The organism is Bradyrhizobium sp. CIR18 (genome assembly GCF_014198295.1).
GTDB lineage: Bacteria > Pseudomonadota > Alphaproteobacteria > Rhizobiales > Xanthobacteraceae > Bradyrhizobium.
Genome location: NZ_JACIHF010000008.1, coordinates 110740 through 135564 on the forward strand (window position 1 = coordinate 110740; position 24825 = coordinate 135564).

Annotated in this window: 27 protein-coding genes; 16 read left to right on the forward strand and 11 right to left on the reverse strand. The window is 65.7% G+C overall.

Annotated elements, in window-relative coordinates:
• Positions 1 to 38: 38 nt before the first annotated feature.
• From GGD65_RS24240 to GGD65_RS24250, 3 genes are all read right to left on the reverse strand, one after another.
• Entirely contained in the window at positions 39 to 260 is a 222-nt protein-coding gene (locus tag GGD65_RS24240; RefSeq protein WP_183236830.1) for a hypothetical protein, read from the reverse strand.
• A gap of 58 nt (positions 261 to 318) precedes the next feature.
• The gene (locus GGD65_RS24245; RefSeq protein WP_018318312.1) at positions 319 to 543 is read right to left on the reverse strand and encodes a hypothetical protein; all 225 of its coding nucleotides are present in this window, start codon (positions 541 to 543) and stop codon (positions 319 to 321) included.
• A 102-nt stretch (positions 544 to 645) separates the two neighbouring features.
• Entirely contained in the window at positions 646 to 1563 is a 918-nt protein-coding gene (locus GGD65_RS24250; protein ID WP_177237057.1) for a LysR substrate-binding domain-containing protein, read from the reverse strand.
• 269 nt (positions 1564 to 1832) lie between these two features.
• Between GGD65_RS24250 and GGD65_RS24255 the strand changes: the two genes are divergently transcribed.
• The 3 genes from GGD65_RS24255 to GGD65_RS24265 all read left to right on the forward strand — a co-directional run bounded on the left by GGD65_RS24255 (position 1833) and on the right by GGD65_RS24265 (position 3655).
• Positions 1833 to 2612 carry a sulfite exporter TauE/SafE family protein gene (locus GGD65_RS24255; RefSeq protein WP_179731566.1) on the forward strand — a complete coding sequence of 260 codons (780 nt, stop codon included), beginning with the start codon at positions 1833 to 1835 and terminating at the stop codon, positions 2610 to 2612.
• A complete protein-coding gene (locus GGD65_RS24260; protein ID WP_183236832.1) occupies positions 2609 to 2839 on the forward strand; it encodes a hypothetical protein in 231 nt (76 codons plus the stop codon). Before GGD65_RS24255 ends, GGD65_RS24260 begins: the two co-directional genes overlap by 4 nt.
• A 117-nt stretch (positions 2840 to 2956) precedes the next feature.
• Positions 2957 to 3655 carry a glutathione S-transferase family protein gene (locus tag GGD65_RS24265; RefSeq protein ID WP_183236833.1) on the forward strand — a complete coding sequence of 233 codons (699 nt, stop codon included), beginning with the start codon at positions 2957 to 2959 and terminating at the stop codon, positions 3653 to 3655.
• Between the two features lie 171 nt (positions 3656 to 3826).
• Here the strand turns inward: GGD65_RS24265 and GGD65_RS24270 are convergent, their stop codons facing one another.
• Positions 3827 to 4030: a cysteine-rich CWC family protein gene (locus GGD65_RS24270; RefSeq protein ID WP_183236835.1), complete on the reverse strand. Its 204-nt coding sequence runs from the start codon at positions 4028 to 4030 to the stop codon at positions 3827 to 3829.
• Positions 4031 to 4142: 112 nt separating this feature from the next.
• Here GGD65_RS24270 and GGD65_RS24275 point away from each other — a divergent pair, with 112 nt between their 5' ends.
• The 3 genes from GGD65_RS24275 (at position 4143) to GGD65_RS24285 (ending at position 7326) form a co-directional block, all read left to right on the forward strand.
• Entirely contained in the window at positions 4143 to 5699 is a 1557-nt protein-coding gene (locus GGD65_RS24275; RefSeq protein WP_183236836.1) for a DUF1800 family protein, read from the forward strand.
• A gap of 2 nt (positions 5700 to 5701) precedes the next feature.
• Positions 5702 to 6916: a DUF1501 domain-containing protein gene (locus tag GGD65_RS24280; protein ID WP_018318305.1), complete on the forward strand. Its 1215-nt coding sequence runs from the start codon at positions 5702 to 5704 to the stop codon at positions 6914 to 6916.
• A gap of 86 nt (positions 6917 to 7002) precedes the next feature.
• The gene (locus GGD65_RS24285; protein WP_018318304.1) at positions 7003 to 7326 is read left to right on the forward strand and encodes an antibiotic biosynthesis monooxygenase; all 324 of its coding nucleotides are present in this window, start codon (positions 7003 to 7005) and stop codon (positions 7324 to 7326) included.
• 74 nt (positions 7327 to 7400) lie between these two features.
• Here GGD65_RS24285 and GGD65_RS24290 read toward each other — a convergent pair whose 3' ends face one another.
• The 6 genes from GGD65_RS24290 to GGD65_RS24315 form a co-directional block, all read right to left on the reverse strand.
• Positions 7401 to 8342 (reverse strand): aldo/keto reductase, encoded by a 942-nt coding sequence (locus tag GGD65_RS24290; RefSeq protein ID WP_183236838.1) that lies wholly within the window; start codon positions 8340 to 8342, stop codon positions 7401 to 7403.
• A gap of 252 nt (positions 8343 to 8594) precedes the next feature.
• Positions 8595 to 9050, reverse strand: coding sequence for a GNAT family N-acetyltransferase (locus GGD65_RS24295; protein WP_092255014.1), 456 nt, complete (start codon positions 9048 to 9050; stop codon positions 8595 to 8597).
• 71 nt (positions 9051 to 9121) lie between these two features.
• Entirely contained in the window at positions 9122 to 9928 is an 807-nt protein-coding gene (locus GGD65_RS24300; protein ID WP_183236840.1) for a PAS-domain containing protein, read from the reverse strand.
• Between the two features lie 129 nt (positions 9929 to 10057).
• Entirely contained in the window at positions 10058 to 10213 is a 156-nt protein-coding gene (locus GGD65_RS24305; protein WP_092255007.1) for a hypothetical protein, read from the reverse strand.
• A 73-nt stretch (positions 10214 to 10286) separates the two neighbouring features.
• The gene (locus GGD65_RS24310) at positions 10287 to 10463 is read right to left on the reverse strand and encodes a hypothetical protein (RefSeq protein WP_018318299.1); all 177 of its coding nucleotides are present in this window, start codon (positions 10461 to 10463) and stop codon (positions 10287 to 10289) included.
• A 156-nt stretch (positions 10464 to 10619) separates the two neighbouring features.
• The gene (locus tag GGD65_RS24315; protein WP_018318298.1) at positions 10620 to 11270 is read right to left on the reverse strand and encodes a glutathione S-transferase family protein; all 651 of its coding nucleotides are present in this window, start codon (positions 11268 to 11270) and stop codon (positions 10620 to 10622) included.
• Positions 11271 to 11877: 607 nt separating this feature from the next.
• Here GGD65_RS24315 and GGD65_RS24320 point away from each other — a divergent pair.
• From GGD65_RS24320 to GGD65_RS24350, 7 genes are all read left to right on the forward strand, one after another.
• Complete coding sequence (locus tag GGD65_RS24320) at positions 11878 to 13080, forward strand: pyridoxal phosphate-dependent aminotransferase (protein WP_026201996.1); 1203 nt, start codon at positions 11878 to 11880, stop codon at positions 13078 to 13080.
• A 309-nt stretch (positions 13081 to 13389) separates the two neighbouring features.
• On the forward strand, positions 13390 to 13869 hold the full coding sequence (locus GGD65_RS24325) for a DUF992 domain-containing protein (RefSeq protein ID WP_018318295.1): 480 nt from the start codon (positions 13390 to 13392) through the stop codon (positions 13867 to 13869).
• Between the two features lie 209 nt (positions 13870 to 14078).
• Positions 14079 to 16127, forward strand: coding sequence for an elongation factor G (locus GGD65_RS24330; RefSeq protein WP_183236842.1), 2049 nt, complete (start codon positions 14079 to 14081; stop codon positions 16125 to 16127).
• Positions 16128 to 16429: 302 nt separating this feature from the next.
• On the forward strand, positions 16430 to 16702 hold the full coding sequence (locus tag GGD65_RS24335; RefSeq protein ID WP_026201995.1) for a helix-turn-helix domain-containing protein: 273 nt from the start codon (positions 16430 to 16432) through the stop codon (positions 16700 to 16702).
• 95 nt (positions 16703 to 16797) lie between these two features.
• Positions 16798 to 18540, forward strand: a complete 1743-nt coding sequence (locus GGD65_RS24340) for a SulP family inorganic anion transporter (RefSeq protein ID WP_018318292.1) — start codon at positions 16798 to 16800, stop codon at positions 18538 to 18540.
• 70 nt (positions 18541 to 18610) lie between these two features.
• Positions 18611 to 19450 (forward strand): shikimate dehydrogenase, encoded by an 840-nt coding sequence (locus GGD65_RS24345; protein WP_183236844.1) that lies wholly within the window; start codon positions 18611 to 18613, stop codon positions 19448 to 19450.
• Between the two features lie 57 nt (positions 19451 to 19507).
• Positions 19508 to 20134 carry a hypothetical protein gene (locus GGD65_RS24350; protein WP_018318290.1) on the forward strand — a complete coding sequence of 209 codons (627 nt, stop codon included), beginning with the start codon at positions 19508 to 19510 and terminating at the stop codon, positions 20132 to 20134.
• A 119-nt stretch (positions 20135 to 20253) separates the two neighbouring features.
• On the opposite strand, the gene GGD65_RS24355 is transcribed toward GGD65_RS24350, so the two are convergent.
• On the reverse strand, positions 20254 to 21390 hold the full coding sequence (locus GGD65_RS24355) for an alpha-hydroxy acid oxidase (protein ID WP_018318289.1): 1137 nt from the start codon (positions 21388 to 21390) through the stop codon (positions 20254 to 20256).
• 116 nt (positions 21391 to 21506) lie between these two features.
• Between GGD65_RS24355 and GGD65_RS24360 the strand changes: the two genes are divergently transcribed.
• The 3 genes from GGD65_RS24360 to GGD65_RS24370 all read left to right on the forward strand — a co-directional run bounded on the left by GGD65_RS24360 (position 21507) and on the right by GGD65_RS24370 (position 24786).
• Positions 21507 to 21674 (forward strand): hypothetical protein, encoded by a 168-nt coding sequence (locus GGD65_RS24360; RefSeq protein WP_162832259.1) that lies wholly within the window; start codon positions 21507 to 21509, stop codon positions 21672 to 21674.
• Between the two features lie 220 nt (positions 21675 to 21894).
• Positions 21895 to 23238 carry a phosphoglucosamine mutase gene (gene glmM / locus GGD65_RS24365; RefSeq protein WP_028140521.1) on the forward strand — a complete coding sequence of 448 codons (1344 nt, stop codon included), beginning with the start codon at positions 21895 to 21897 and terminating at the stop codon, positions 23236 to 23238.
• 300 nt (positions 23239 to 23538) lie between these two features.
• The gene (locus GGD65_RS24370; RefSeq protein WP_183236845.1) at positions 23539 to 24786 is read left to right on the forward strand and encodes an MFS transporter; all 1248 of its coding nucleotides are present in this window, start codon (positions 23539 to 23541) and stop codon (positions 24784 to 24786) included.
• The last annotated feature ends 39 nt before the right edge of the window (positions 24787 to 24825 follow it).

The following is a 24825-nucleotide window of genomic DNA, read 5'->3' on the forward strand; positions in this document are numbered from 1 at the left end:
TGCAGCCTGCTGACAGCAGGTTGGCAGCAGGGTCGGCCTCACGCCGCCGGCCCGTCCTCGTCACCCGCCTGATATGGCTTGAGAACGTCGAGATGGATGCCGCCGCAATCGGTGCAGCGCATGGTCCAGTACTCGCACCCCGCGCGGCCGCCGATCACGCGGAGCACCGAAAGATCGCCGTGGCATTCCGGGCAGTTGGACAGCACATTGCGGGCGTAGATTCTCGGCCGCGGCGTGTCTTCGATTTCGATGACTGACATGACCCGGTTCCCCCCTTTGACGCTGCGCTGCCCCTGGTTCGCTCGCCGTCCGGCTCACTTATTCGTCGTCGCTGTCGGCCCGGCGGCGGAAGCGGTCGATGTGGTGCTTGGCGTCGGCGATCGCGGCGTTCTGATCGGGCCAGGCGAAGCCGACTTCCATCGCCGGAAACAGCACGCCGTCGATGGCGACGGGGCTGAGATCGGCGCGGCGGATGCGGGCGTGCCAGAGGCCTTTGCCAGCCTCGAAGGATTCAATGTCAAAGCCGTCGTAAAGGGTCGTCATTCTTGTCGGTCCCACGTTTCTTTTCGGAGGGTCAGGGGACCACGTTTGCGGATTCCGGAATGTGAAGTCGTTCACAAGCGGCAGGCTTTTTTGCCTCCGGCGTCAGTTTCGCGCGGCGACACGGCCCGTCCGCTTGACGGGGCGGGCGGCGGGTTCCGAGGCCGCGCGCATGATCCAGCGGCGGAACGCGGCAAAGTCGCGGTGCTCGGTTTGAAAGCTGCGATAGAGCAGGTACCAGCGCATGCCCTTGGGCACCGAAAGGTCGAACGGGGCGACCAGCCGGCCGGCGGCAAGATCGTCGTCGATATAGGGGCGGATACCCATGGCGATGCCGAGCCCGTCGGCGGCGGCCTGCAGTGCCTGGCCGTAGAACTGGAACTCCGGCCCGCGCGGATTGATGCGGGTAAGGTTCGCGGCTTTCAGCCAGATCGGCCAGTCCTCCGGCGAATGTTCGACGCGGATCAGGCTCGGTCCCTTCAGGTCGGCCGGCCGCTTCAGGCCGCTCGCAAGACGGGGCACGCAGACGGGCGTGAGATCGCCGGCGAACAGGGGCTCGGCGACCAGGCCAGGCCAGTCGCCGGTGCCGAGCTTGATGCCGCAGCTCCAATCCTCGCCGAACGGGACCGACGCGCCGCCGGTGGTAAAGCGCACCTCGATGTCGGGCTCTTCGCTGCGAAACTCCGACAGGCGCGGGATCAGCCAGCGCATCGCAAAGGTGTGGCCGACGCCGATCGTGAGCACGCGGACGCTTGCCGGCGCCGTCACCTGCGCGGTGAGGCTGGCCAGCGCATCGAAGATCGGCGTCAGGCCGCCCTGATAGGCGCGGCCGGGCTGCGTCAGCACCAGGCGATTGGCCTTGCGCTCGAACAGCGCGACGCCGAGCCGCTCTTCCAGGAGATGCACCATGCGGCTGACGGCGGCCGCCGACACGCTCAGCTCGAGCCCGGCCGCAGCAAAGCTGCCGGTCCGCGCCGCCGCCTCGAATGCCTTGATGCCGTTGAGAAACAGCAGACGCCGCAAAGGCCCAACCCTCAGGAAAGCTGATGCCAGGCCAAGATAACTCAGTTTGCGCGGAAGGAGCAAGCGAGGCACGTTCTCCTTCGCCTCTCCCCGCGCGCGGGGAGAGGCCGACGCGCAAAGCGCGGCGGGTGAGGGGGAGTCTCCGCGAGTCCATCTACCACCGTGATTGCGGAAGCGGCCCCTCACCCCACCCTCTCCCCGTAAGAACGGGGCGAGGGAGTGAAGCAGTCTGCGTCCCTTACGATGAGCCACCACCGGAGATTCCCCACGTGACGCCCATCATGATCGCTGCCCTCGGATTGCTGATGGTCGCCACCGCGTTCCTGTCGGGGCTGTTCGGCATGGCGGGCGGGCTGATCCTGATCGGCGTGCTGCTGGCGCTGATGCCGCTGCCGACCGCGATGGTGCTGCATGCGATCACACAGATGGCCTCGAACGGCTGGCGCGCATTTCTGTGGCGCGCGCATATCCGCTGGCGGCCGGTCGCGAACTATATGGTCGGCGCTGCCGTCGCGCTGGCGGCCTGGTCGCTCACCCGCTACGTGCCTGACAAGCCGATGGCGCTGCTGCTGCTCGGCGTTACACCGTTCATGGCGCGGCTGTTGCCCGCCAACATCAAGCCGGATCCCGACCGCCTCTGGCAGGGCACCGTCTATGGCACGATCTGCATGGGCTTGATGCTGATGACCGGCGTGTCGGGGCCGCTGCTCGACACCTTCTTCCTCGGCGGCGATTTCGGCCGGCGCGAGAAGGTCGCGACCAAGGCGATGTGCCAGCTCGTCAGCCATTTCACCAAGCTGATCTATTTCGGCGGCATCATCGACCAGGCGGCGAGCCTCGATCCCGTGCTCGCCGGCGTCGCCATCCTTGCCTCGATGCTCGGCACCACGCTGGCGCGGCGCATCCTCGAAGCCATGACCGACCAGCAATTCGTGGCCTGGTCGAACAAGCTGATCACCACGATTGCCTGCTACTACATCGCCTATGGCGGCTGGCTCATGGTTCGCACGCCAGTGCTGGCCGCCTTCGACAAGGGAGGTTTGCAATGAACGAGACTGCCGATCCCCTGGTGCTGGACTTCGTCGAATGGGTCGCGCGCGAGCCGCGCGCCTATGCCGAAGTGATCGCGACCTGGAAGACCTCGTGCCCGCGCCTCACCATCTGGGAAGATGCCACTGAGCGCGGCTACGTCGCGCGCGAGACGCTGCCCGGTTTTGGGCTGGTGATCGCGGTCACCGAGGGCGGCGAGAAATTGCTGCGAACCAACGGGCGCTAACTCTCGCCACATCGTCATTGCGAGCGCAAGCGAAGCAATCCAGAATGTCGCCGCGCGGCAGGCTGGATTGCTTTGTCGCAAGAGCTCCTCGCAATGACGGAGCCAGTGGAGGCGCCTTTGTCACTCAAACTCTACGAACTCGTCGGCACCGACGCCTCGCGTCCCTTCAGCCCATATTGCTGGCGCACGCGGATGGCGCTGGCGCACAAGGGCCTCGCGGCGGAATCGCTGCCCTGGCGCTTCACCGAGAAGAGCGCGCTTGCGCCGCACGGGTCGGAGAAGGTTCCGGTGCTGCTGCACGATGACAGACCGGTCGTCGACTCCTGGACGATCGCGACCTATCTCGAGGACAATTTCCCGGACCGTCCGTCGCTGTTCGGCGGCGAGGGCGGCCGCGCCATGGCGCGCATGATCAACGCCTTCGGCGACATCGCCGTGGTCGGCGGCATCTTTCCGCTGATCGTTGCCGACATCCCGAAAAATCTCGCCGAGATCGATGCCGCCTATTTCCGCAAATCGCGCGAGGCGCGCTTCGGCGGCAAGAGCCTGGAAGCGGTCATGGCGAGTCGCGACACCGGCGTGGTCGCCTTCCGCAAGTCGCTCGAGGTGATGCGCCAGACATTGAAGAAGCAGCCCTTCATCGGCGGCGAGACGCTGAACTACGCCGACTACATCGTGTTCGGCGGCTTCCAGTGGGCGCGCGTGGTGAGCCCGTTCAAGCTGCTCGAGACGGACGATCCGGTATATGCCTGGCGCGAAAAGCTGCTCGATGCGTTCGACGGCATGGCGCGGAAATCGCCGGGGCATGAGGTGTAAGGCACACTCTCTCCGATGTCGTCCCCGCGAACGCGGGGATCCATACCGCGTGATCTATCGAGCGCCGATGGTCGAAGTACCGCACGACGAGTCTTCACCAAACTTTTCCCTGGGGGTATGGATCCCCGCGTTCGCGGGGACGACATTGAGGGTGTGGCGGCTCTCCCGCGCTTAACGGGTAGCGCTCGCCGCCTCCGCCGCCTTGCGCAAGCACTCCCGGCACAGGCAGTCTTCCCCTTCGACCGGCATCGGCAGCTTCGCGGTTTCCTCCGCGCACCAGCAGGCGCCCGAGAGGTCGCAGCCGAACTCGGTGCCGCAGCGCGCGCAGGCGAGGCGGCGCGGTTCCGGTGATGCGGATTCTTTCGGATTTGTCATGATTTACGTCGAAGCTTCGCCGTGATTTTCATGTCGGGTTCATCGGTCGCTGCGGTATATTAGGCGTCGCGCGCGGACTCCGAAAGCGGCTCCCGACACGAAGGACAAATCGATGGCCCGCGATTCGCAAGCCGCGCTCGTCGCGCTCAACCGTTTTGGCTTCGGCGCCCGCGGCGGCGCCTCGGGCGATCTCATCAACGCAGCCTCCGATCCTCGCGGTTTCGTGAAGGCAGAGCTGGTCCGTGCGAGTGGGGTGCTGCTGGAGGCGCCCGGTCTGCAGTCGACCCAGCAACTCGGGCAGGCCGTCTTCGCCTATCAGGATCAGGTCAGGCAGGCGCGCGAAGCGGCGAAGGCCGCTACGCCCGCCGAGACGCAGCCGCCTGCGCCGAGTGAACCGAAGCCCGGGCTCCGCCGCAATCTCTCGCTGAATGCGGTAGCAACGGAGGTCGCCGGCCAGATGACCGAGGCCAGGCCGGCGGACAATGCGGCGAAGCCGGACGCGATGCAGCCCAATGCGGCTGCACCGCCGGCGGCCAAGCCGGCCCCGCAGCCGCTCAACGTGATCCAGAAGACCTTCCGCAGCGAAGCGCTGGCGCGCCTGCAGCGCGCGACGCTGGCCACCTGCGGCTTCACCGAGCGTCTCGTCGCGTTCTGGTCCAACCATTTCTGCATTTCCGCGACCAAGGGCGAGCTGGCGCGGATCTGGGCCGGCGCGTTCGAGCGCGAGGCGATCAGGCCGCATGTGCTCGGGCGCTTCGCCGACATGCTGAAAGCGGTCGAGCAGCATCCGGCGATGCTGTTCTTCCTCGACAACCAGCAATCGCTCGGCCCGGATTCGCGCGCAGGCCAGAACCGCAAGCGCGGCCTGAACGAAAATCTCGCGCGCGAGATCATGGAGCTGCACACGCTCGGCGTCGGTGGCGGCTACACACAGGAGGACGTCACCTCGCTCGCGCGGATCATTACCGGCTGGACCTTCGCCGGACGACAGGGGCAGCTCGGCACACCCGGCTCCTTCGTGTTCAACACGAATGCGCACCAGCCCGGCGCGCAGATGTTGCTCGGCAAGAGCTACGAGGCGACGGGCCTCGCGCAAGGCGAAGCCGCGCTCGCTGACATCGCGCGCCATCCGTCGACCGCGAATTTCATCGCCACCAAGTTCGTCCGCCATTTCGTCGCCGACGATCCGCCGCCGGGATTGGTGGCGCGGCTGCGCGAAATCTTCGTCAAGTCCGACGGCGACCTCAAGGCGCTTGCTGCGGCGCTGGTCGATTCCGACGAGGCGTGGAAGGCGCCGCTGACCAAGATGCGCTCGCCCTATGATTTCCTGGTCGCGAGCGGCCGGCTGCTCGCGCGCGTGCCGGAGGATCCAGGCGCCTATCTGAACAATCTCAACCTGCTGGGACAGCCGCTGTGGTCGCCGGCCGGCCCCAATGGTTTCCCCGATACCAGCGCCGCATGGGCCGCGCCCGAGGGCATGAAGCTGAGGCTCGATATCGCCGCGCAGATGGGCGCACGGCTCGGGCCCAACATCGATCCGCTGGATCTGCTGGAATTCGCAGCGGCGGATGCGGCCTCCATCGAAACGCGGCGGACCATCGAGCGCGCGGAGTCGCGCCAGCAGGCGCTGGCGCTGCTCTTGATGTCGCCGGAAATGCAGAGGAGGTGACGATGGACTGCACCGAGAACCGGCTCCTCACCTCGCGCCGCAGTCTCCTGCTTGGCGGCACCTCGTTCGCGGCCTGGGCTTATTTGCCGAAATTCGCGCGCGCGGCCGATGGGCGCGATCCCAGGCTGATCGTGGTGATCCTGCGCGGCGCGCTCGACGGTCTTGCGACCGTCGCGCCGATCGGCGATCCCGATTATGCCGGCCTGCACGGCTCGATCGCGCTCACTTCTGACGGCGCGCATCCCGCGATCATGCTGGATTCCTTCTTCGCGCTGCATCCGGCGATGCCGGAATTTACGCGCATGTATCGCGACCAGCATGCCGCGGTGATCCATGCCGTGGCGACGCCTTATCGCGACCGCTCGCATTTCGACGGCCAGGACGTGCTCGAGAGCGGCTATGCCGGTCCGGGCCGCGTGCAGTCCGGCTGGCTCAACCGCGCGCTGGAAGCGCTACCGCGCGGCGAGCGCGTATCGAGCGCTCTTGCGGTCGGGCCCACCACGCCGCTGGTGCTGCGCGGCAATGCGCCGACCGTCGGCTGGGCCCCGGTGGCGCTGCCGCAGGCCGATGACGATACCGCCATGCGCCTCGTCGATCTCTACCGTCATCGCGATCCCGTGCTGGCGATGGCCTTGTCGCAAGGCCTTCAGCTCGACAAGGCCGCGAGCGGAGACGACATGAAACCGAAACCCGGCAATGCGGTGGCGCAGATGCGCCAGGTCGCGCGCGGCGCGGCCAAGCTGATGGCCGCGGACGATGGCCCGCGCATCGCCGCGCTCGCCTTCGATGGCTGGGACACCCATGCCAATGAAGGCGGCCCCGTGGGGCGTCTCGCCTTCCTGCTCGGCGGGCTCGATGGCGCGCTCGCCGAATTCCAAAGCGGTTTGGGGGAGCGCTGGCGCGACACCGTCGTCGTCGTCGCCACGGAGTTCGGCCGCACCGCGCGCATCAATGGCACCGATGGCACCGATCACGGCACCGGCACGATCGCGCTGCTCGCCGGCGGCGCCGTGAAAGGCGGACGCGTGATCTCCGACTGGCCGGGCCTCAAGCTCGCGAACTTGTATGAAGCTCGCGATCTCAAGCCGACCACCGATCTGCGCTCCGTGATCAAGGGCGTGCTGCAGGGCCAGTTCGGCCTATCCGATCGCGTGCTGGCCGAGACGGTGTTCCCGGATAGTGCGGGAGTACGGCCGATGAAGGGATTGGTCGCCTAACCCCACGCGCCGTCATTCCGGGCCTGCGCCTTGCGGCGCATCCCGGAATGACGAGATAATGGTGCAGCATCAGGAGAACCATCCCCATGTACATCGCCATGAACCGCTTCCGTGTCGCCAAGGGCTCCGAGGCCGCTTTCGAGCAGGTCTGGCTCGGCCGCGATACGCATCTGGACAAGGTGCCGGGCTTCGTCGAATTCCATCTGCTGCGCGGACCCGAGCTCGAGGACCACACGCTCTATGCCTCGCACACCGTGTGGGCGAACCATGCCGCGTTCGAGGCCTGGACCAAGTCCGAAGCGTTTCGCGCTGCGCACCACAAGGCAGGCGACAACAAACCGCTCTATCTCGGCCATCCCCAGTTCGAGGGCTTCGAGGTGATGCAGACCGTGGGACGCGGCGCGAAGTAGCGCGCCGCGCCGGCCTTTGTTTGTCTGAGCATGATCTTTCCGGAAAACCGCTGCACACTTTTCCGGATCATGCTCTAGCCCAGCGTGATCCTGTCGATCTCCGCCATCTCCTCCGCGCTGAGCTGCCAGGCGATCGCCTTGACGTTCTGCTCGATCTGCTCGACGCGGGTGGCGCCGGCAATTACGCTTGATACTTGCGGGCGGGCGGCGAGCCAGGAGAAGGCGAGCTCGAGCATGCTGTGGCCGCGGGCCTTGGCGAAGGCCTGGAGCTTCTCGACGATATCCTCGTTGCGCGGCGTGACGTAGCGGTCGCGTAGCCGCTCCACCTTGCCGAAGCGGGTATCATCAGGCGCGGCCTCGCCCTTCCGGTACTTGCCGGTCAGAAGTCCGCTGGCGAGCGGGAAGAACGGCAGAAGGCCGAGCTTGTATTCCGTTGCTGCCGGCAGCAGGTCCTTTTCGATGTCGCGCACGAGGAGCGAGTATTCGTCCTGGCACGACACGAAGCGGCTGAGGTTCATCGCGCGCGCGACGTACTCGGCTTCCGCGACGCGCCAGGCCGGAAAGTTCGAATTGCCGATGTAGCGGACCTTGCCCTGGCGGACGAGATCGTCGAGCGCGCGCAGGCTCTCCTCGATCGGCGTCAGCGGGTCATAGTCGTGCTGCTGGTAGAGATCGATGTAATCGGTCCTCAGCCGCTTCAGGCTTGCTTCGACGGCGTCCATGATGTAGCGGCGCGAGGCGCCCTGCTTGGTTCCGTCCTCCGCCATCGGCTTGGAATATTTCGTCGCCAGCACGATGTCCTTGCGGCGATCGCCCAAGACGGCGCCGAGCACGGTCTCCGAGCCGCCCATGTTCGAATAGATGTCGGCGGTGTCGAACAGCGTGATGCCGAGATCGAGCGCGCGATGGATCACCTTGCGCGAGGTCTCCAGATCCGTGCGCTGGCCGAAATTGTTGCAGCCGAGCCCGACCGCGGACACGCGAAGGCCGGAGGCGCCGAGATTGCGAATTTCCATGGGAGATCCTGTCAGAGAGAGCAGCCACGCATTGTGACCATCGTGCGCCACAGCAGCAAGGCGCGCGCCGCGCTGCTGCCATGCTGACAAGGCGGACAAAAAAATGCGGCCCCTGTCAGACGCGGCGACTGACGGGGACCGCTTGGGGCGCTTGATCGGTGACGGGGGGCCAGATCAGACGCAGGCGCAGCGTAGTCCCGCTATGTTACGCGGGGGTGACAGCGGGAGTTATCCACAGGGTGCGGATGGGGATCAGAACAGCTTGCGATAGACGATGAAACCGGAACGCTCCGCGACCTTGTCATACAAGCGCTGTGCCGTGAGATTGGTCTCGTGCGTCTGCCAATAGACGCGCGGCGATCCCGCCAGTTTCGCCCGCTCATACACGCCGTGGATCAGCGCCGAGGCGACGCCCTTGCCGCGCGCGGCTTCCAGCGTGAACAGGTCCTGCAGATAGCAGGACGGCTCGATCGCGGTGGTGCTGCGATGAAACAGGTAGTTCGTCATGCCGAGCAGCCTGCCGTCGCTCTCGGCGACCAATCCATGCACCGGCTCATAGGCATCGAAGAAACGCTGCCACGTCATCGCAGTGATCTCGCCCGCCAGCGCGGTCGGGCCGGAGCGGCCGTAGAAGGCGTTATAGCCGTCCCACAGCGGCAGCCATTGATCGTAGTCCTGCCTGGTGACGGCGCGAATGGTGAGCGACATGGGGAATTCCTGCGATCGATGGGACGTCCTTCATACGTGATGACGGGCGTGCCGATCAATCGCCAGTCGCATCACTCCGCGGCGCGCAGATGCCGGATCAGCCTGCGGCCCGTGGGATCACGCAGCGAGCGGTAGTAGTCGGCGCGCGAGGGCGCATCGGTGTGGCGCACGAGATCGGTCACCGGCGTGTAGCTCAGCATACGTCCGCCATCGGGCAGGGCGTTGCAGACGAAGCGCAGCACCTCGCCGTTGCGCAAGGCGATGTTGATCGGCGTGGCATCGCCGATCCGCACCATCTCCATGCGCTGGGCGATGAAGGTGCCGAGCTCGTCCTCGGGCAATTCGAACGCGCCGGTGTCGCGGCTGTGATACATCAGCGCGATGAAGGGCGGCTTGCCGTCGGCGATCTCGTCCGGCACCGCAAAATAGTCGCGGAAGGCGCGGTTGATGAATTCGGCCCGCGTCTCGGCATCGAGCAGCACGATGCCGATATCGACCTGATCGAGCGCGGCCGACAGCCGCGCGGCCGTGGCGTGGCTCTGCCGTTCGGCCGCGACCGTACCGAGCAGCCGCTCGCGCATCAGTCCGGTGATGCCGGCGGTGGCGGCAGCCGTGATCGCCATGAGGCCGAGCGGGATCAGATCGGCACTGGTGGCGCCGGAAACGCCGTGGCGGCCGAGGAGGAGCAGCGTCGCCCCGATCACCGCGACGGCCGCGCTGGCGATGGCGGAGGCGAGACCCGACAATGCGCCGGCGAGCGCCACGATGCCCACGAGCAGCGGCGCGGGCGAGGGGATGAAGCGATCGAAGTGTATCGTCAGCAGCAGGGCTGCTGCCGTCAGCACCGGACCGGAGATCGCACGCCATCCGAACCGCATGGACCCGTCTCGCTCCTCCCGAACCGAGGTAACGTCGCAACACTGGCTGATCGTTGCGCCACCGCGATACCTTTTCCTGCGGTGTGTTTAAGGTCCGCTTGCGTGCAAGCTTCAGGTTTGCGGATGATTTTAGACCAAGTGGGCGTGCTTGAGGGGCTGTTGCAGCGCCGGCGCATTCAGCGTCGAAATCCCCGGGCCCTTGCGCGTGACGACAATCAACAGCGACGCCGCGACCAAAATGGCCGCAGTCAGTGTGATTGCAACGACTACCACAGGTGATTTCATCGACGTCCCGTCGCGATGCCTGAAGGCGCGGGGCACACGGCGCCTTGAAGGCTGGACCAGGATGAAACGGGAATCAGACCGGCAGGCCCATCGCCATGGTCGCCTTGGTCGACAGCACCGTCAGGGTGACGATCAGGCACAGCGAGAGCGCGGCGACGGCGAGCGAGGCCGCGACCGCGTTGGTCAGCCGGGAAGACGCTACGGTAGCGGGATGGCCCTGAAAGCCTGCCGTGCCGGACGCCCGTATCATGGTCTAAATCCTTCAACGCGCGAGCGAATCACCCGCGACTTTCCACAATTTCCCAGTTTCAACCGGCAATATTGCGGCGGCTATCGCGCGGAAAATGGCGGGATTGCGGCGAACGTCACCTTTGTACCCGCTATTCGCCGGAGGGCAGGGGCGCGCTCAGGCACCGGCTGCAATGCTGGCGGGGTCGTCGACGTCGGCCGGCCGCCAGTCCATCGACACGAAGCCCGGCGCAGCTTCCACCCGCTTCAGCCAGTCGCGGATCGCCGGGAAGGCCTGGAGGTCGAAGTCGCAGCGATCGGCGAGGTGGGTGTAGCCGTACAACGCGATGTCGGCGACCGTGAGCTGGCGCGCGGCGAAATAGGCGTTGGTCTTGAGGTGGTTCTCCATCACCTGGAGCGCGCCATAGCCGCGCTCCATCCAGTCCTCCAGCGAATGGGTCTGGAGGTCGCGCCCGCCCTTGACCAGCGACAGCCAGAAATAGGCGGCGCCGATGTTCGGCTCCAGCGCGTGCTGCTCGAAGAACATCCATTGCAGCGCCTCGGCGCGGTCGATGCGGTTCTCGGGCGCGAGCGGGGTGCCGACTGCGACGTACCAGAGGATGGCGTTGGACTCGGCGAGAAAGCGGTCGTCGCCGACCTCGAGCAGCGGCACCTGTCCCGACGGGTTCTTGGTCAGAAAGTCCGGCGTGCGGCTCTCGCCGCGCAGAATGTCCACCTCGATCGCTTCGTAGGGCACGTTGAGCAGCGCCAGCGCAAGGCGGACCTTGTAGCTGTTGCCCGAGCGTTGCATCGAATAGAGCTTGTACATTCTGAGAATGATTCCGGAAGACGGGGAGGCACTGCGCTCGTCGCCACGCGAGGCGGCTAAACAATGATGCCGATGCGAATCCGCCGCAAGGGCCGGCCAATAGAAAAACTCGAAATCCCTACCGCACTGCAGCGCTGCGGAAGATCATTTCCGCGCGACGATGCAAATCAGATCACGCTTGCGTCAGCATGCGCGCGCTTGGCTCGCGCGATTGTGCGCAGGGTGAGCGATTGGGGAGAGCGCCGTCATCAATCCATTGCGCCGGGCATCGACGTTCTTCGTGCCGCGGGCGAGGCGTGGATGGCCGGGAAACAGGCGAGCAGAAGCGACGCCGTCGTTCGGACGGCTATGCCCGGCCATGACGGCGCTTCAGCACGCAACACGCAAAAATTGCTCCGAGGACAAGCCTTCCGGGATATGAGCGATTCGCGCGGTAAAGTTGCGGAAAATTGCTGGAAATCGCGGCTTGAACCGCTCCAAATCCGCAAGTTTTTCCGAGATCGGGCCGAAGTTTCTTGCGGCGCAGCGGCACACGTTTTAGGGTATCTCATTCCCACAATCAGAGTCGTGAGGCCTAGGGCTTTTCGACGCTTGTCAGGAGATGACGATGTCCTTCCTTGCCGCTGCGCTCGACCGTGTGAAGCCGTCCGCGACCATCGCGGTCACGGATAAAGCACGCGCGCTGAAAGCGGCGGGCCGCAACGTCATCGGTCTCGGTGCCGGCGAGCCCGACTTCGACACGCCCGCCAACATCAAGCTGGCTGCGATCCGCGCCATCGAGGCCGGCAAGACCAAGTACACCGCGGTCGACGGCATTCCCGAGCTGAAGGACGCGATCATCGCCAAATTCCAGCGCGAGAACGGCGTTGCCTACAAGCCGAACCAGATCATCGTCGGCACCGGCGGCAAGCAGGTGCTGTACAACGCGCTGATGGCGACCATCAATCCGGGCGACGAGGTGATCATTCCCGCGCCGTACTGGGTCAGCTACCCCGAGATGGTGGCGCTCGCCGGCGGCGAGCCGGTGCCGGTGGTCTGCACCGCTGCGACCGGCTTCAAGCTCCAGGCCGAGGCGCTCGAGCGTGCGATCACGCCGAAGACCAAATGGGTGATCCTGTGCTCGCCGTCGAACCCGACGGGAGCCGCCTACACGCGTTCGGAACTGAAGGCCCTCACGGACGTGCTGGTGAAGCATCCCCATGTGTGGGTGATGACCGACGATATGTACGAGCATCTCGTCTATGACGACTTCCAGTTCACCACGGTCGCGCAGGTCGAGCCGAAACTTTACGACCGCACGCTCACCGTGAACGGCGTGTCGAAGGCCTATTGCATGACCGGCTGGCGCATCGGCTATGCCGGTGGCCCCGCGCAGCTGATCAAGGCGATGTCGACGATCCAGTCGCAGTCGACCTCGAACCCGTCCTCGATTGCGCAATGGGCCGCGGTGGAAGCTCTGAACGGTCCGCAGGACTTCATCCCCGCCAACAACAAGGTGTTCAAGGAGCGGCGCGACCTCGTCGTCTCCATGCTCAACCAGGCCAAGGGGATCGAATGCCCGCGTCCCGAAGGCGCCTTCTACGTCTATCCGTCCTGCGCCGGCACGATCGGCAAGACCGCGCCGTCCGGCAAGGTGATCGACAATGACGAGACCTTCGTCACCGAGCTCCTTGAGACCGAAGGCGTCGCGGTGGTGCAGGGTTCAGCCTTCGGCCTTGGCCCGGCCTTCCGCATCTCCTACGCGACCAAGACCTCGGATCTCGAAGACGCCTGCAAGCGCATCCAGCGCTTCTGCGGTAATTTGCGCTGAGATTGTTGCGGCAAGCGGTGTTCTCTTCTCGCGCTTGTGGGTTGGGAGTTCTCTCCGCGAGTCTGGACATCGTAGGGTGGGCAAAGGCGCACTTGCGCCGTGCCCACCATCTCTCTCGATCGCAAGAAATGCGTGGGCACGCTTCGCTTTGCCCACCCTACGATATCTGCGAAAAGGTCCGCTATTGGCGGGATTGTTTGCACGCTTATCGCCGCGCCTGATCTGGCACCTCCAGCACTCTTGTGGCATAGACGCGCAACGCGGGTGGCGCTCTCTCTGCTCGCATCCCTTCATCGCCGGAGATATTTCATGCGCCGTTCGTTCATCTTCGCCGGGCTCGCCGCCGCCAGCCTCGTTGCCTCTAGCGTGGGCGGCAGTGCACAGCAGCGGATGGCGCGGGTGGGCGTGCTCGAATGCCGCGGCGGCGCCAGCGTCGGCTTCATCGTGGGATCGGTGACCCATCTCGGCTGCGTGCTGCGCGCCGACGGTCTGCCCGACGATCGTTACGTCGCAACCATCCGCAAAGTCGGTCTCGACATCGGCATCACCCAGGAGACGGCTTTGGCGTGGGGCGTGTTCGCACCCGTCGACCGGCTCGGCCCGGGCGACCTCTCCGGCAATTATGCCGGCGCGCAGGGCAGCGCCTCGGTCGGTGTCGGCTTGGGAGGCAACGTCCTGGTCGGCGGCTCCAACAATTCGATCGCGCTCCAGCCGCTCAGCGTGCAGGGACAGGTCGGCCTCAACATTGCCGCCGGCCTCGAGAGCCTGGAACTTCGTCCGGGCCGTTGACGCCCGACGACGGTGTTTGCTGCTTTCACCTCTTCCCGCCGGGGAGAGGTGGAACACGCAGCCGACAGCCGTACTCGCCGCGTTAAGACCTAATCCAGCCGACGACGCACCGCAGCGACGTTTGATGCTTGCCAAATCTCGGGGACGGGCAGAGCATCTGCGGTTGCCGACCCAATCATGGGCCGAGCTCCACACCAAGGAGGCGGCGAATGGGACAAGACGTCAGAAGTCCCCGAGGTCCACGGTGCATCGCGCTGGTGGGCCCTTTCCAAAGCGGTAAAACCACACTTCTCGAAGCAATACTGGCGCGAACGGGCGCAATCCCGCGTGCCGGCAGTGTCGACGCCGGAACTTCCGTCGGCGACGCTGCGCCCGAGGCCCGTCATCACAAGATGACCGTCGGGCTCACTGCCGCCACCACGAGTTTCATGGGCGACAGCTACACCTTTCTGGATTGTCCCGGTTCCGTCGAGTTTGCCCACGACATGCGCGCCGCGCTGCCTGCGGTCGATGCCGCGATCGTGGTCTGCGAGGCCGACGAGAAGAAGCTGCCGCAGCTTCAGATCATCCTGCGCGAGCTGGAGGAGCTGAAGATCCCGCGTTTCCTGTTCCTCAACAAGATCGACCGCGCGAGCCAGCGCATCCGCGAGTCGCTCGCAATGCTGCAGCCCGCCTCCCGCGTGCCGCTGGTGCTGCGCCAGATCCCGATCTGGAAGGACGAGCTGATCGAGGGCTTCGTCGATCTCGCGCTGGAACGCGCCTTCATCTATCGCGAGCACAAGGCCTCCGAGGTGGTCGCGCTCGAAGGCGGCAATCTCGACCGCGAGAAGGAAGCCCGCTTCTCAATGCTGGAGAAGCTCGCCGATCACGACGATGCGCTGATGGAGCAACTGCTCGAGGACATCCAGCCGCCGCGCGATGCCGTGTTCGACGATCTCGCCCGCGAATTGCGCGAGGGACTGATCTGCCCGGTGCTGCTGGGCGCTGCCGCGCGCGAGAACGGCGTGCTGCGTTTGATGAAGGCGCTGCGTCACGAGGCGCCGGGCATTGCGGAGACCGCAAAACGTCTCGGTGTGCCCGAGACCAGGGACGCGCTCGGCTTCGTGTTCAAGACACTGCATTCGCAGCATGGCGGCAAACTGTCATTGACGCGGCTGCTCGCCGGCCATCTCGACGACGGCGCCACGCTGCAATCCGCTTCCGGAGGCGCGGGCCGCATCTCCGGCATCCTCGCCGTCAACGGCGCCTACGATACCAAGCGTGCCGCGGCCGAAGCCGGCGACACGGTGGCGCTCGCCAAGGTTGATCCGATCAAGACCGGCGACACGGTCTCGAGCGGCAAGACCCCGCCAGCGGCGCTCGCGGTCTCGGAGCCGACGCCGCCGGTGCTCGCGATCTCGGTTGCGGCCACCGACCGCAAGGACGACGTCAAGCTCGGCCAGGCGCTGACGCGGCTGCACGAGGAGGATCCCTCGCTCGTCATCGTGATGAACGCCCAGACCCACGACACCGTGCTGTGGGGACAGGGCGAGATGCACTTGCGCGTTGCCAGCGAGCGGCTGCGCGACCGCTTCGGCGTCAAGATCACCTCGCATCCACCGGCCATCGGCTATCAAGAGACCATCCGCAAGCCGATCGTCCAGCGCGGCCGCCACAAGAAGCAGTCCGGCGGCCACGGCCAGTTCGGCGACGTCGTGCTCGACATCAGGCCTTTGCCGCGCGGCGAGGGCTTCAAGTTCGCCGAGAAGGTTGTTGGGGGCGCGGTTCCGCGCAACTACATCGGCGCGGTGGAAGAAGGCGTCGTCGACGGATTGACGCGCGGTCCGCTCGGCTTCCCCGTCACCGATGTGCAGGTGACGCTGACCGACGGCTCCTATCACAGTGTCGACTCTTCCGATCTCGCCTTCCGCACGGCGGCGCGGATCGGACTCAACGAGGGCCTGCCGCAGTGTCAATCGGTGCTGCTGGAGCCGATCCACGTGGTCGAGATCGTCTGTCCGACCGACGCCACCGCCAAGATCAACGCGATCCTGTCGGCGCGGCGCGGCCAGATCCTCGGCTTCGACACGCGTGACGGCTGGAGTGGCTGGGACAGCGTCCGTGCCATGATGCCGGAAGCCGAGATCGGCGAATTGATCGTGGAGCTGCGCTCCGCCACCGCCGGCGCCGGCAGCTTCACCCGCACGTTCGACCACATGGCCGAAGTCACAGGCCGCGCCGCCGACCAGATCATCGCCGCGCATCAACACGCGGCGTGATCAAGCTGGCTTAGTCAGAGACGCACGCTCTCTCACACCCTCTCCCCGCTCTTCGCGGGGAGAGGGTGGGTGAGGGGCCGTCTCTACGCGTGCGGCGTTTCAAGTGTTCGCGCCCCAACCGCAAAAGCGAAGCAATCCAGAGAGTCGTTCCGCGGCAGGATTCTGGATTGCTTCGTCGCAAGGGTCCTCGCAATGACGGCGGCGTAGCTGGGCAACCTCTTGCCTTAAGTCCGATATGATGTATTTTACATCATTGTACACGTCTCAGATATCATTTATAAGTGCTGGTAAGTGAGGCCAAGGTGATCACGTCGTTCCAGATGCGGGCAGCCCGCGCGCTGCTCGGCATTGACCAGAAAACCCTGGCCGAGCTCGCCGGCGTTTCGCTGCCGACCATCCAGCGGATGGAGGCCAGCACCGGCAATGTGCGTGGCGTGGTCGAGACCCTGATCAAGGTGGTCGAGGCGTTCGATCGGGCCGGCGTCGAGCTGATCGGCGAGCAGGTCCGCAGCGACAGCGGCGGGCGTGGCGTCCGCCTGAAGGAGCCTGGGCCGCCGCGCCGGGTGGGGGCGTGATCTTGCGGGTCATGCCCGGAGCAGACTGAACCAACGCACCGTCGCGTCCGAATCGCGACCGCACGATGCGGTGGAGCATTGTGGGGCAGCGGAGCATGAGCATCACAAGCGATCACGCAAGCCGGCTGCACCAGCTGCGTCAGCCGACTTTTGCCGAACTGTATCTGCCAAAGCTCGTCACCGTCTGGCGTGAAGGCTACGGCGTCGCGGACTTCCGCGCCGATGTCTTCGCGGGCCTGACGGTTGCGATCGTGGCGCTGCCGCTGTCGATGGCGATCGCGATCGCCTCGGGCGTGACGCCGGACCGCGGTCTCTACACCGCTGTCGTCGGCGGCTTCATCGCCTCGCTGCTCGGCGGCAGCCGGTTCCAGATCGGCGGACCCGCCGGCGCCTTCATCGTCCTGGTCGCAGCGACCGCGGAGCGTCACGGCGTTGACGGCGTCATCCTCGCCACCCTGATGGCGGGCGTGTTCCTGATCGCTGCGGGCCTGCTCCGGGTCGGCACCTACATCAAGTTCATTCCCTATCCGGTCACGGTCGGATTCACCGCCGGCATCGCCGTGATCATCTTCGCCAGCCAGCTCCGCGATCTCGGCGGGATCACGCTTGCGGGCAAGGAGCCCAGCGAGTTCGTTCCAAAGCTGGTCGCGCTCGCCGGCGGTCTCAACACCATCAATCCATCCGCCGTCGCGGTCGCGATCGTCAGCATCGCCATCATCGCGGCCTTGCGGATCTGGCGGCCGTCCTGGCCCGGCATCCTGATCGCGGTCGTGATCGCGGCCGTTGCGTGTGCCGTGCTTTCGCTGCCGGTGGAAACCATCGGGTCGCGCTTCGGCGGCATTCCGCGCGAATTGCCGTCACCGGCGCTGCCGGCGTTCTCGGTCGCAAAGGCGAGCGCCGTGCTGCCGGATGCGATCGCGTTCGCGCTGCTGGCCGCCATCGAATCGCTGCTGTCGGCGGTGGTCGCCGACGGCATGACCGGGCGCCGTCACCGCTCCAATTGCGAGCTGGTGGCGCAAGGCGCCGCCAATATCGGCTCGGCGCTGTTCGGCGGCATCTGCGTCACCGGCCTGATCGCGCGGACCGCGACTAACATTCGCGCCGGCGCGCGCGGGCCGCTGGCCGGCATGCTGCATTCCGTGTTTCTGCTGCTGTTCATGCTGATCGCGGCGCCGCTCGCAAGCTACATTCCGCTGGCGGCGCTCGCCTCGGTGCTGGTCGTGGTGGCCTGGACCATGGCGGAGAAGCACGAATTCGCCACGCTCTTGCGTTCGTCATGGGGCGACGCCGTCGTGCTGCTCGCGACCTTCCTGCTGACGATCTTCCGCGATCTCACCGAAGGCATCCTGGTCGGCTTTGCGCTCGGCGCCGTGCTGTTCATCCATCGCATGGCGGAGATGACGGGGATCGAGGAACGCTCGCCGCTGGTCGCCGGCGATCGTCCCGACGACGGCAATGGCGATCGCGTTCGCTACGATCCCGCGCTTGCGGTCGATCGCGACGTGCTGGTCTATCGCATCACCGGCGCGTTCTTCTTCGGCGCGGCCTCCGCCATCGGAGGCGTGCTCGACGAGGTCGCCGACAAGCGCAAGGCCTTCGTGGTCGATTTCGCCGCGGTGCCGTTCCTGGATTCGACGGCGGCCAACGTGCTGGGTCGCGTCGCCGCCAAGGCGCACCGCCAGGGCATCCGCCTGTTCATCACGGGGGCTTCGCCCGCTGTCCGCCGCGCGCTGCTCACCCATGGCGTGACGCCGCCGCGGGCGCGCTATCGCCAGAGCCTCGACCGCGCGATCGCCGACATCAAGGGCCGGGCGGCCGACGAGGCTGCGGCGGACTAGCGACGTCCGCACGCTTGACAGGCCCCACGGGACGCGAAATGGATCGCCTCGGAAACGACCCGAGGGAAAGATGACCGCGCCCAAAGCTCCTGCAGCCTGTCTGATCGGATGGCCGGCCGCGCATTCGCGCTCGCCGCTGATCCATCATTACTGGCTGCGCACGCTCGGCATCCCCGGCGGCTATGTCATCGAAGCGGTTCCGCCCGAGGATCTCAGGGATTTCGTGCTGCGGCTGTCGCTGCGCGGCTTCGTCGGCGCCAACGTCACCATCCCGCACAAGGAAGAGGTGCTGGCGCTGTCGGCGCCCGATGCGCGCGCCAAGGCCGTCGGCGCGGCGAACACGCTGTGGTTTGCCGACGGCGAGCTGCGCTCGACCAACACCGACGTCGAAGGTTTCATCGGCAATCTCGACGCCAGCGCGCCCGGTTGGGATGCCTCCGAGGAGGCGCTGGTGCTCGGCGCCGGCGGCTCCTCGCGGGCGGTCGTGTTCGGCCTGCTCGAGCGCGGGATCAAGCACATCCATCTTGCCAATCGCACCATCGCGCGGGCCGAGACGCTGGCAAGACAGTTCGGGCCGAACGTGCATCCCGTGACGTGGGACGGGATCGACGACGTGCTGCCGCGCGCAAAACTTCTCGTGAACACGACCTCGCTCGGCATGCACGGCCAGCCCTCACTCGATGTTGATGTCGCGCGCCTGCCGCAGGCGGCGGTGGTCGCCGACCTCGTCTATGTCCCGCTGGTGACGCCGCTGCTCGCCGCCGCAACGGCGCGTGGCCTGAAGACGGCAGACGGGCTCGGCATGCTGCTGCACCAGGCGGTGCGCGGTTTCGAGCTGTGGTTCGGCCGGCGGCCGGAGGTCACGGCCGAGCTGCGGGCGCTGGTCGAGGCCGATCTCACAAAGACTTGAGAGAATAGCACGCGTCGTCCGGAGTTCTCCATTCCTGGGGGACAATCGGAGACCGTCATGTCTGTTCAACGTGCAACTTTCACACGTCCGCTCATCGCCGTCGCGATGGTGGCCGCTTCCACCCTCTATGCCTACGCGCAGAGGGCACCGGTGCCGACGCGCGTGCGCGGCACGATCGAAAGTGTCAATGGTGACACGATGCAGGTCAAATCGCGCAGCGGCGAGGACGTCAAGCTACGCATCGCTCCCGACGTGAACGTCTCGGGGATTACCAAAATTTCACTCGCCGACATCAAAGTCGGCTCCTTCGTCGGCGCCACCACGGTGCCCGGACCGGACGGCGGCCAGAACGCGGTCGAGGTCCACGTGTTTCCGGAGAGCATGCGCGGCACCGGCGAGGGCTCGCGGCCCTATGACCTCAAGCCGAATTCGAGCATGACCAACGCCACGGTGTCGGAGAGCGTGGTCGGCAATGACGGCCATACGCTGCTGGTCAAGTACAAGGACGGCGAGAAGAAGGTGTTCGTCGCCGACAACACGCCGGTGGTGACCTTCGTGCCCGGTGACAAATCCGACCTGAAGGCCGGCGCCAAGGTCATCGCCTTCATGAAGCAATTGCCGGACGGCTCGTTCGAGACCAACCGCGTCAGCGTCGGCCGTGACGGCCTGACGCCGCCGATGTGATGAGAAAGCAATCGTAGGGTGGGCAAAGGCGCGTCAGCGCCGTGCCCACGTCTTTCTCACATTACGCAGATTGGTGGGCACGCTTACGCTTTGCCCACCCTACGGCACCGCCGCTGCCGTCACATCGCGATGACATGATCGTCGATCTCGTCGATCCGGTTGACGCCGCACAGGCCCATGGTGGTGAGCAGCTCCTTCTGGATGATGTCGATCGCCTTGGCGACGCCGGCCTGGCCGCCGGCACCCAGGCCGTAGGCATAGGCGCGGCCGAGCATGCAGGACTTTGCGCCGAGCGCGAGCGCGCGCATCACGTCCTGGCCGGAGCGGATGCCGCCGTCGAACATGATCTCCATCCTGTCGCCGACCGCATCGGCGATCTCGGGCAGCACCTCGATCGAGGACGGCGCACCGTCGAGCTGCCGGCCGCCATGGTTGGAGACGACGAGCGCCTGCGCGCCGGTCTTGGCGGCTTCCTCGGCGTCCTCGACGTCGAGGATGCCCTTGATGACGAGCTTGCCCGGCCAGATGCTGCGGACCCACTCGACGTCCTTCCAGTTCAGCGAGGTGTCGAACTGCGAGGCCGTCCATTCGGCGAGGCGATTGAGATCCTCGGTGTTCTTCACGTGGCCGGCGATGTTGCCGAAGGTGCGGCGCTTGCCCTGCAGCACGCCGGAGACCCAGCCGGGCTTGCTGGCGAAATCCAGCAGCTTCGACAGCGACCATTCGGGGGGCACCGTCATGCCGTTCTTGATGTCGGCGTGGCGCTGGCCGATCACCTGGAGGTCCACGGTGAGCACCAGCGCGCTGCACTTGGCCGCGATCGCGCGCTGGATCAATTCCTTGATGAAGCCGCGGTCCTTCATGACGTAGAGCTGGAACCAGAACGGCTTCTCGACATTGGCGGCGATGTCCTCGATCGAGCAGATCGACATGGTCGATTGCGTGAACGGGATACCGGCGGCCTGCGCGGCGCGGCAGGCATAGATTTCGCCGTCGCCATGCTGCATGCCGAGCAGGCCGACGGGCGCGAGTATCAGCGGCATGGTCGAGGGCTCGCCGAGGATCGTGGTCGAGGTGTCGCGCTTGGAGACGTCGACCAGGATGCGCTGGCGAAACTTGATCGCCTGCATATCCTCGCGGTTGGCGCGCAGCGTCTCCTCGGCATAGGAGCCGCGATCGCAATAGTCGAAGAATGCCTTCGGCACGCGGCGCTTATGCAGCGTGCGAAGATCGTCGATACAGGTGATATGTTTCATGATCGTTCCCCGGCCCGTCTTCTACCCAGAGTCTTGCATCGGAAGATTTCGGGGTCATCTAGCATGGTTGGATGCACAGCCAAATCCGTTCGCAGACCGTTTTGCAGGAGGGCGCCATGACGAAGCCGCACGCTGGACCTTCGCCGGAAGAGATCAAGGAGAAGCGTGATCTCGAGGAAGCCCTGGAAGAGGGTCTGGAAGAGACCTTTCCGGGCTCCGATCCCGTCAACGTCACCCAGCCGGCGCCGAGCCGCGGCGATGGCCACGTCAAGCGCAGCGATTAAATCGGGTTCCACCCCGACCGGCGCCATGGGTAGGAAATATAATGTTAACAAGATGTTGTCGAAGCGGCGGCGCCCCGGTTCCGTAATGATTCATCATATTTTTTGAAGCCAAGTTAGCCCCATAGGCATTATAAGACGTTTAGCAAATCAGGGATGCGGGTCCCGTTCGGGCAGCCCGTGGTTGTAGAGGGGATCCCCTGGTTGTTGCTCGGGGGACGATATGAGTCGCAAATATTTCGGGACGGACGGGATTCGGGGCCGCGCCAACGGACTGATCACGCCGGAGCTCGCGCTCAAGGTCGGCCAAGCCGCAGGCCTTGCGTTTCAGCGTGGTGATCACCGCCACCGGGTCGTGATCGGCAAGGACACCCGCCTGTCCGGCTACATGATCGAATACGCGATGGTCGCCGGCTTCACCTCGGTCGGCATGGACGTGCTGCTGGTCGGCCCGATGCCGACGCCGGCGGTTGCGATGCTGACCAAGTCGATGCGTGCCGATCTCGGCGTCATGATCTCGGCCTCGCACAATCTGTTCGAGGACAACGGCATCAAGCTGTTCGGCCCGCAGGGCTTCAAGCTGTCCGACGACGTCGAGCGGCAGATCGAGCAGCTGCTCGACGAGCCCATCGACAAGCGGCTGGCACAGAGCGCGAGCCTCGGCCGCGCCCGCCGCATCGACGGCGTGCATGACCGCTACATCGAATTCGCCAAGCGCACGCTGCCGCGCGACCTCTCGCTCGACGGCCTGCGCGTCGTGATCGATTGCGCCAACGGCGCCGCCTACAAGGTGGTGCCGGAAGCGCTGTGGGAGTTGGGCGCCGACGTCGTGCCGATCGGCGTCGAGCCCGACGGCTTCAACATCAACAAGGATTGCGGCTCGACCTCGCCGGAAGCACTGTCGCGGAAGGTGCGCGAGATGCGCGCCGACATCGGCATCGCGCTCGACGGCGACGCCGATCGCGTTATCCTGGTCGACGAGCGCGGTCATGTCGTCGACGGCGACCAGCTCCTGGCGGTGATCGCGCAGAGCTGGAAGGAAGACGGCCGCCTGTCGCGGCCCGGCATCGTCGCCACCGTGATGTCCAATCTCGGCCTCGAGCGTTTCCTGAAAGGGCAGGGGCTCGATCTGGTCCGCACGCCGGTCGGCGACCGCTACGTGCTCGAGCAGATGCTGAACGGCGGTTACAATCTCGGCGGCGAGCAGTCCGGCCACATCATCCTGTCCGACTATGCCACCACCGGCGACGGTTTTGTCGCTGCGCTGCAGGTGCTCGCGGTCGTCCAGAAGCTGCGCCGTCCCGTGTCGGAGGTCTGCCACCGCTTCGATCCGCTGCCGCAGATCCTCAAGAACGTCCGCCACAAGGGCGGCAAGCCGCTCGACGATTCCGACGTCAAGTCGGCGATCTCCGACGGCGAGAAACGGCTCAACGGCCACGGCCGTCTCCTGATCCGCTCCTCCGGCACCGAGCCGGTGATCCGCGTCATGGGCGAGGGCGAAGACCGCATCCTGGTCGAGGACGTCGTCGACACCATCGTCTTCGCGCTCGGCCAGGCGGCGGCCTGAGGTCCCAAGCACCCTGCCGTAGGGTGGGCAAAGCGAAGCGCGCCCACGCTTCTGTTGCCGTATCGAAGGATCGTGGGCACGGCGCAAGGGCGCCTTCGCCCACCCTACGATTCCTTTTTCATGGCGAGATCCATGACCTTCATGGTGAGGAGCCCGTGAAAGCGGGCCTCTTGAACCATGCAGGTCGCGCTGCTCGCGGCAGAGCGCGCGCATTCCAGCCATTTGCGATTGGCAGTGGTTCCATCGCTCGTTGCATCGTACCTACGAGGTCGCGGCAATCTGCCGCGCCGGGATGCCGCATTGAACAAGCCTGTCGTCGTCTCAGAGGAAACGCTGACCGAGCCCGTCGTCGTCGCTGACGTGGCACCCGCCGCCAAAGCGGCCGGGCCGGCCTATGTCGTGCTCGCCGGCATCAGCTTCTCGCACTTCCTCAACGACACCATGCAGTCGCTGATCGCCTCGGTGTATCCGATCCTGAAGGACACCTACGCGCTCGACTTCGCGCAGATCGGCATGATCACGCTGGCCTTTCAGTTCACGGCCTCGCTGCTGCAGCCGGTGGTCGGGCATTACACCGACAAGAAGGCGCAGCCTTATTCGCTGGCGATCGGCATGGCCTCGACCTTCTTCGGCCTCCTGCTGCTCAGTGCCGCGCACCAATATCTCGTCATCCTCGTCGCCGCCGCGCTGGTCGGTCTCGGCTCGGCGGTGTTTCACCCCGAATCCGCGCGCATCGCGCGGCTCGCCTCCGGCGGCCGCTACGGTTTCGCGCAATCGGTGTTCCAGCTCGGCGGCAGTTTCGGCACCTCGATGGGGCCGGTGCTGGCGGCGCTGATCGTGGTGCCGTTCGGGCAGGGCAGCATCGCCTGGTTCTCCTCGATCGCCTTCCTCGCGATCCTCATCCTATGGCGCATCGGCCGCTGGTACGCGCCGCAGATCAAGGCGAAGAAGACAGCGGCGGTTCAGGCCCATCCCGACGCACCGAGCTCGCGCCGCGTCGCCGTCGCGCTGCTCGTGCTGGTCGCGCTGTTGTTCTCGAAACAGCTCTACGTGTCGAGCCTGTCGAGCTATTACATCTTCTACCTGATCGATCGGTTCGGCGTGTCGACGCAGGCAGCGCAGATCTATCTCTTCATCTTCCTCGCGGCGAACGCGGTCGGTGCGTTTCTGGGCGGTCCCTTGGGCGATCGCTTCGGCCGCAAGATCGTGATCTGGATCTCGATCCTGGGCGCGCTGCCGTTCACGCTGGCGCTGCCCTATGCCGGGCTCGTCGGCAGCGCGGTGCTGTCAGTCATCATCGGTCTGATCATCTCCTCGACGACGTCGTCGATCATCGTGTTCGCGCAGGAGCTGGTGCCGCACAGATTCGGCATGATCTCCGGCGTGTTCTTCGGCGTTGCGTTCGGCATCGGGGGCCTGGGCGCCGCCGTGCTCGGCAAGCTCGCCGACCACACCTCGATCGAGTTCGTCTACCAGGTCTGCGCCTACCTGCCGGCGATCGGCCTGCTTGCGGTGTTCCTGCCCAAGCTGCAGCGGCACGCGCGTTAACGGATTCTCTCCCGCTGCACTGCGGCTTTACACATCGTT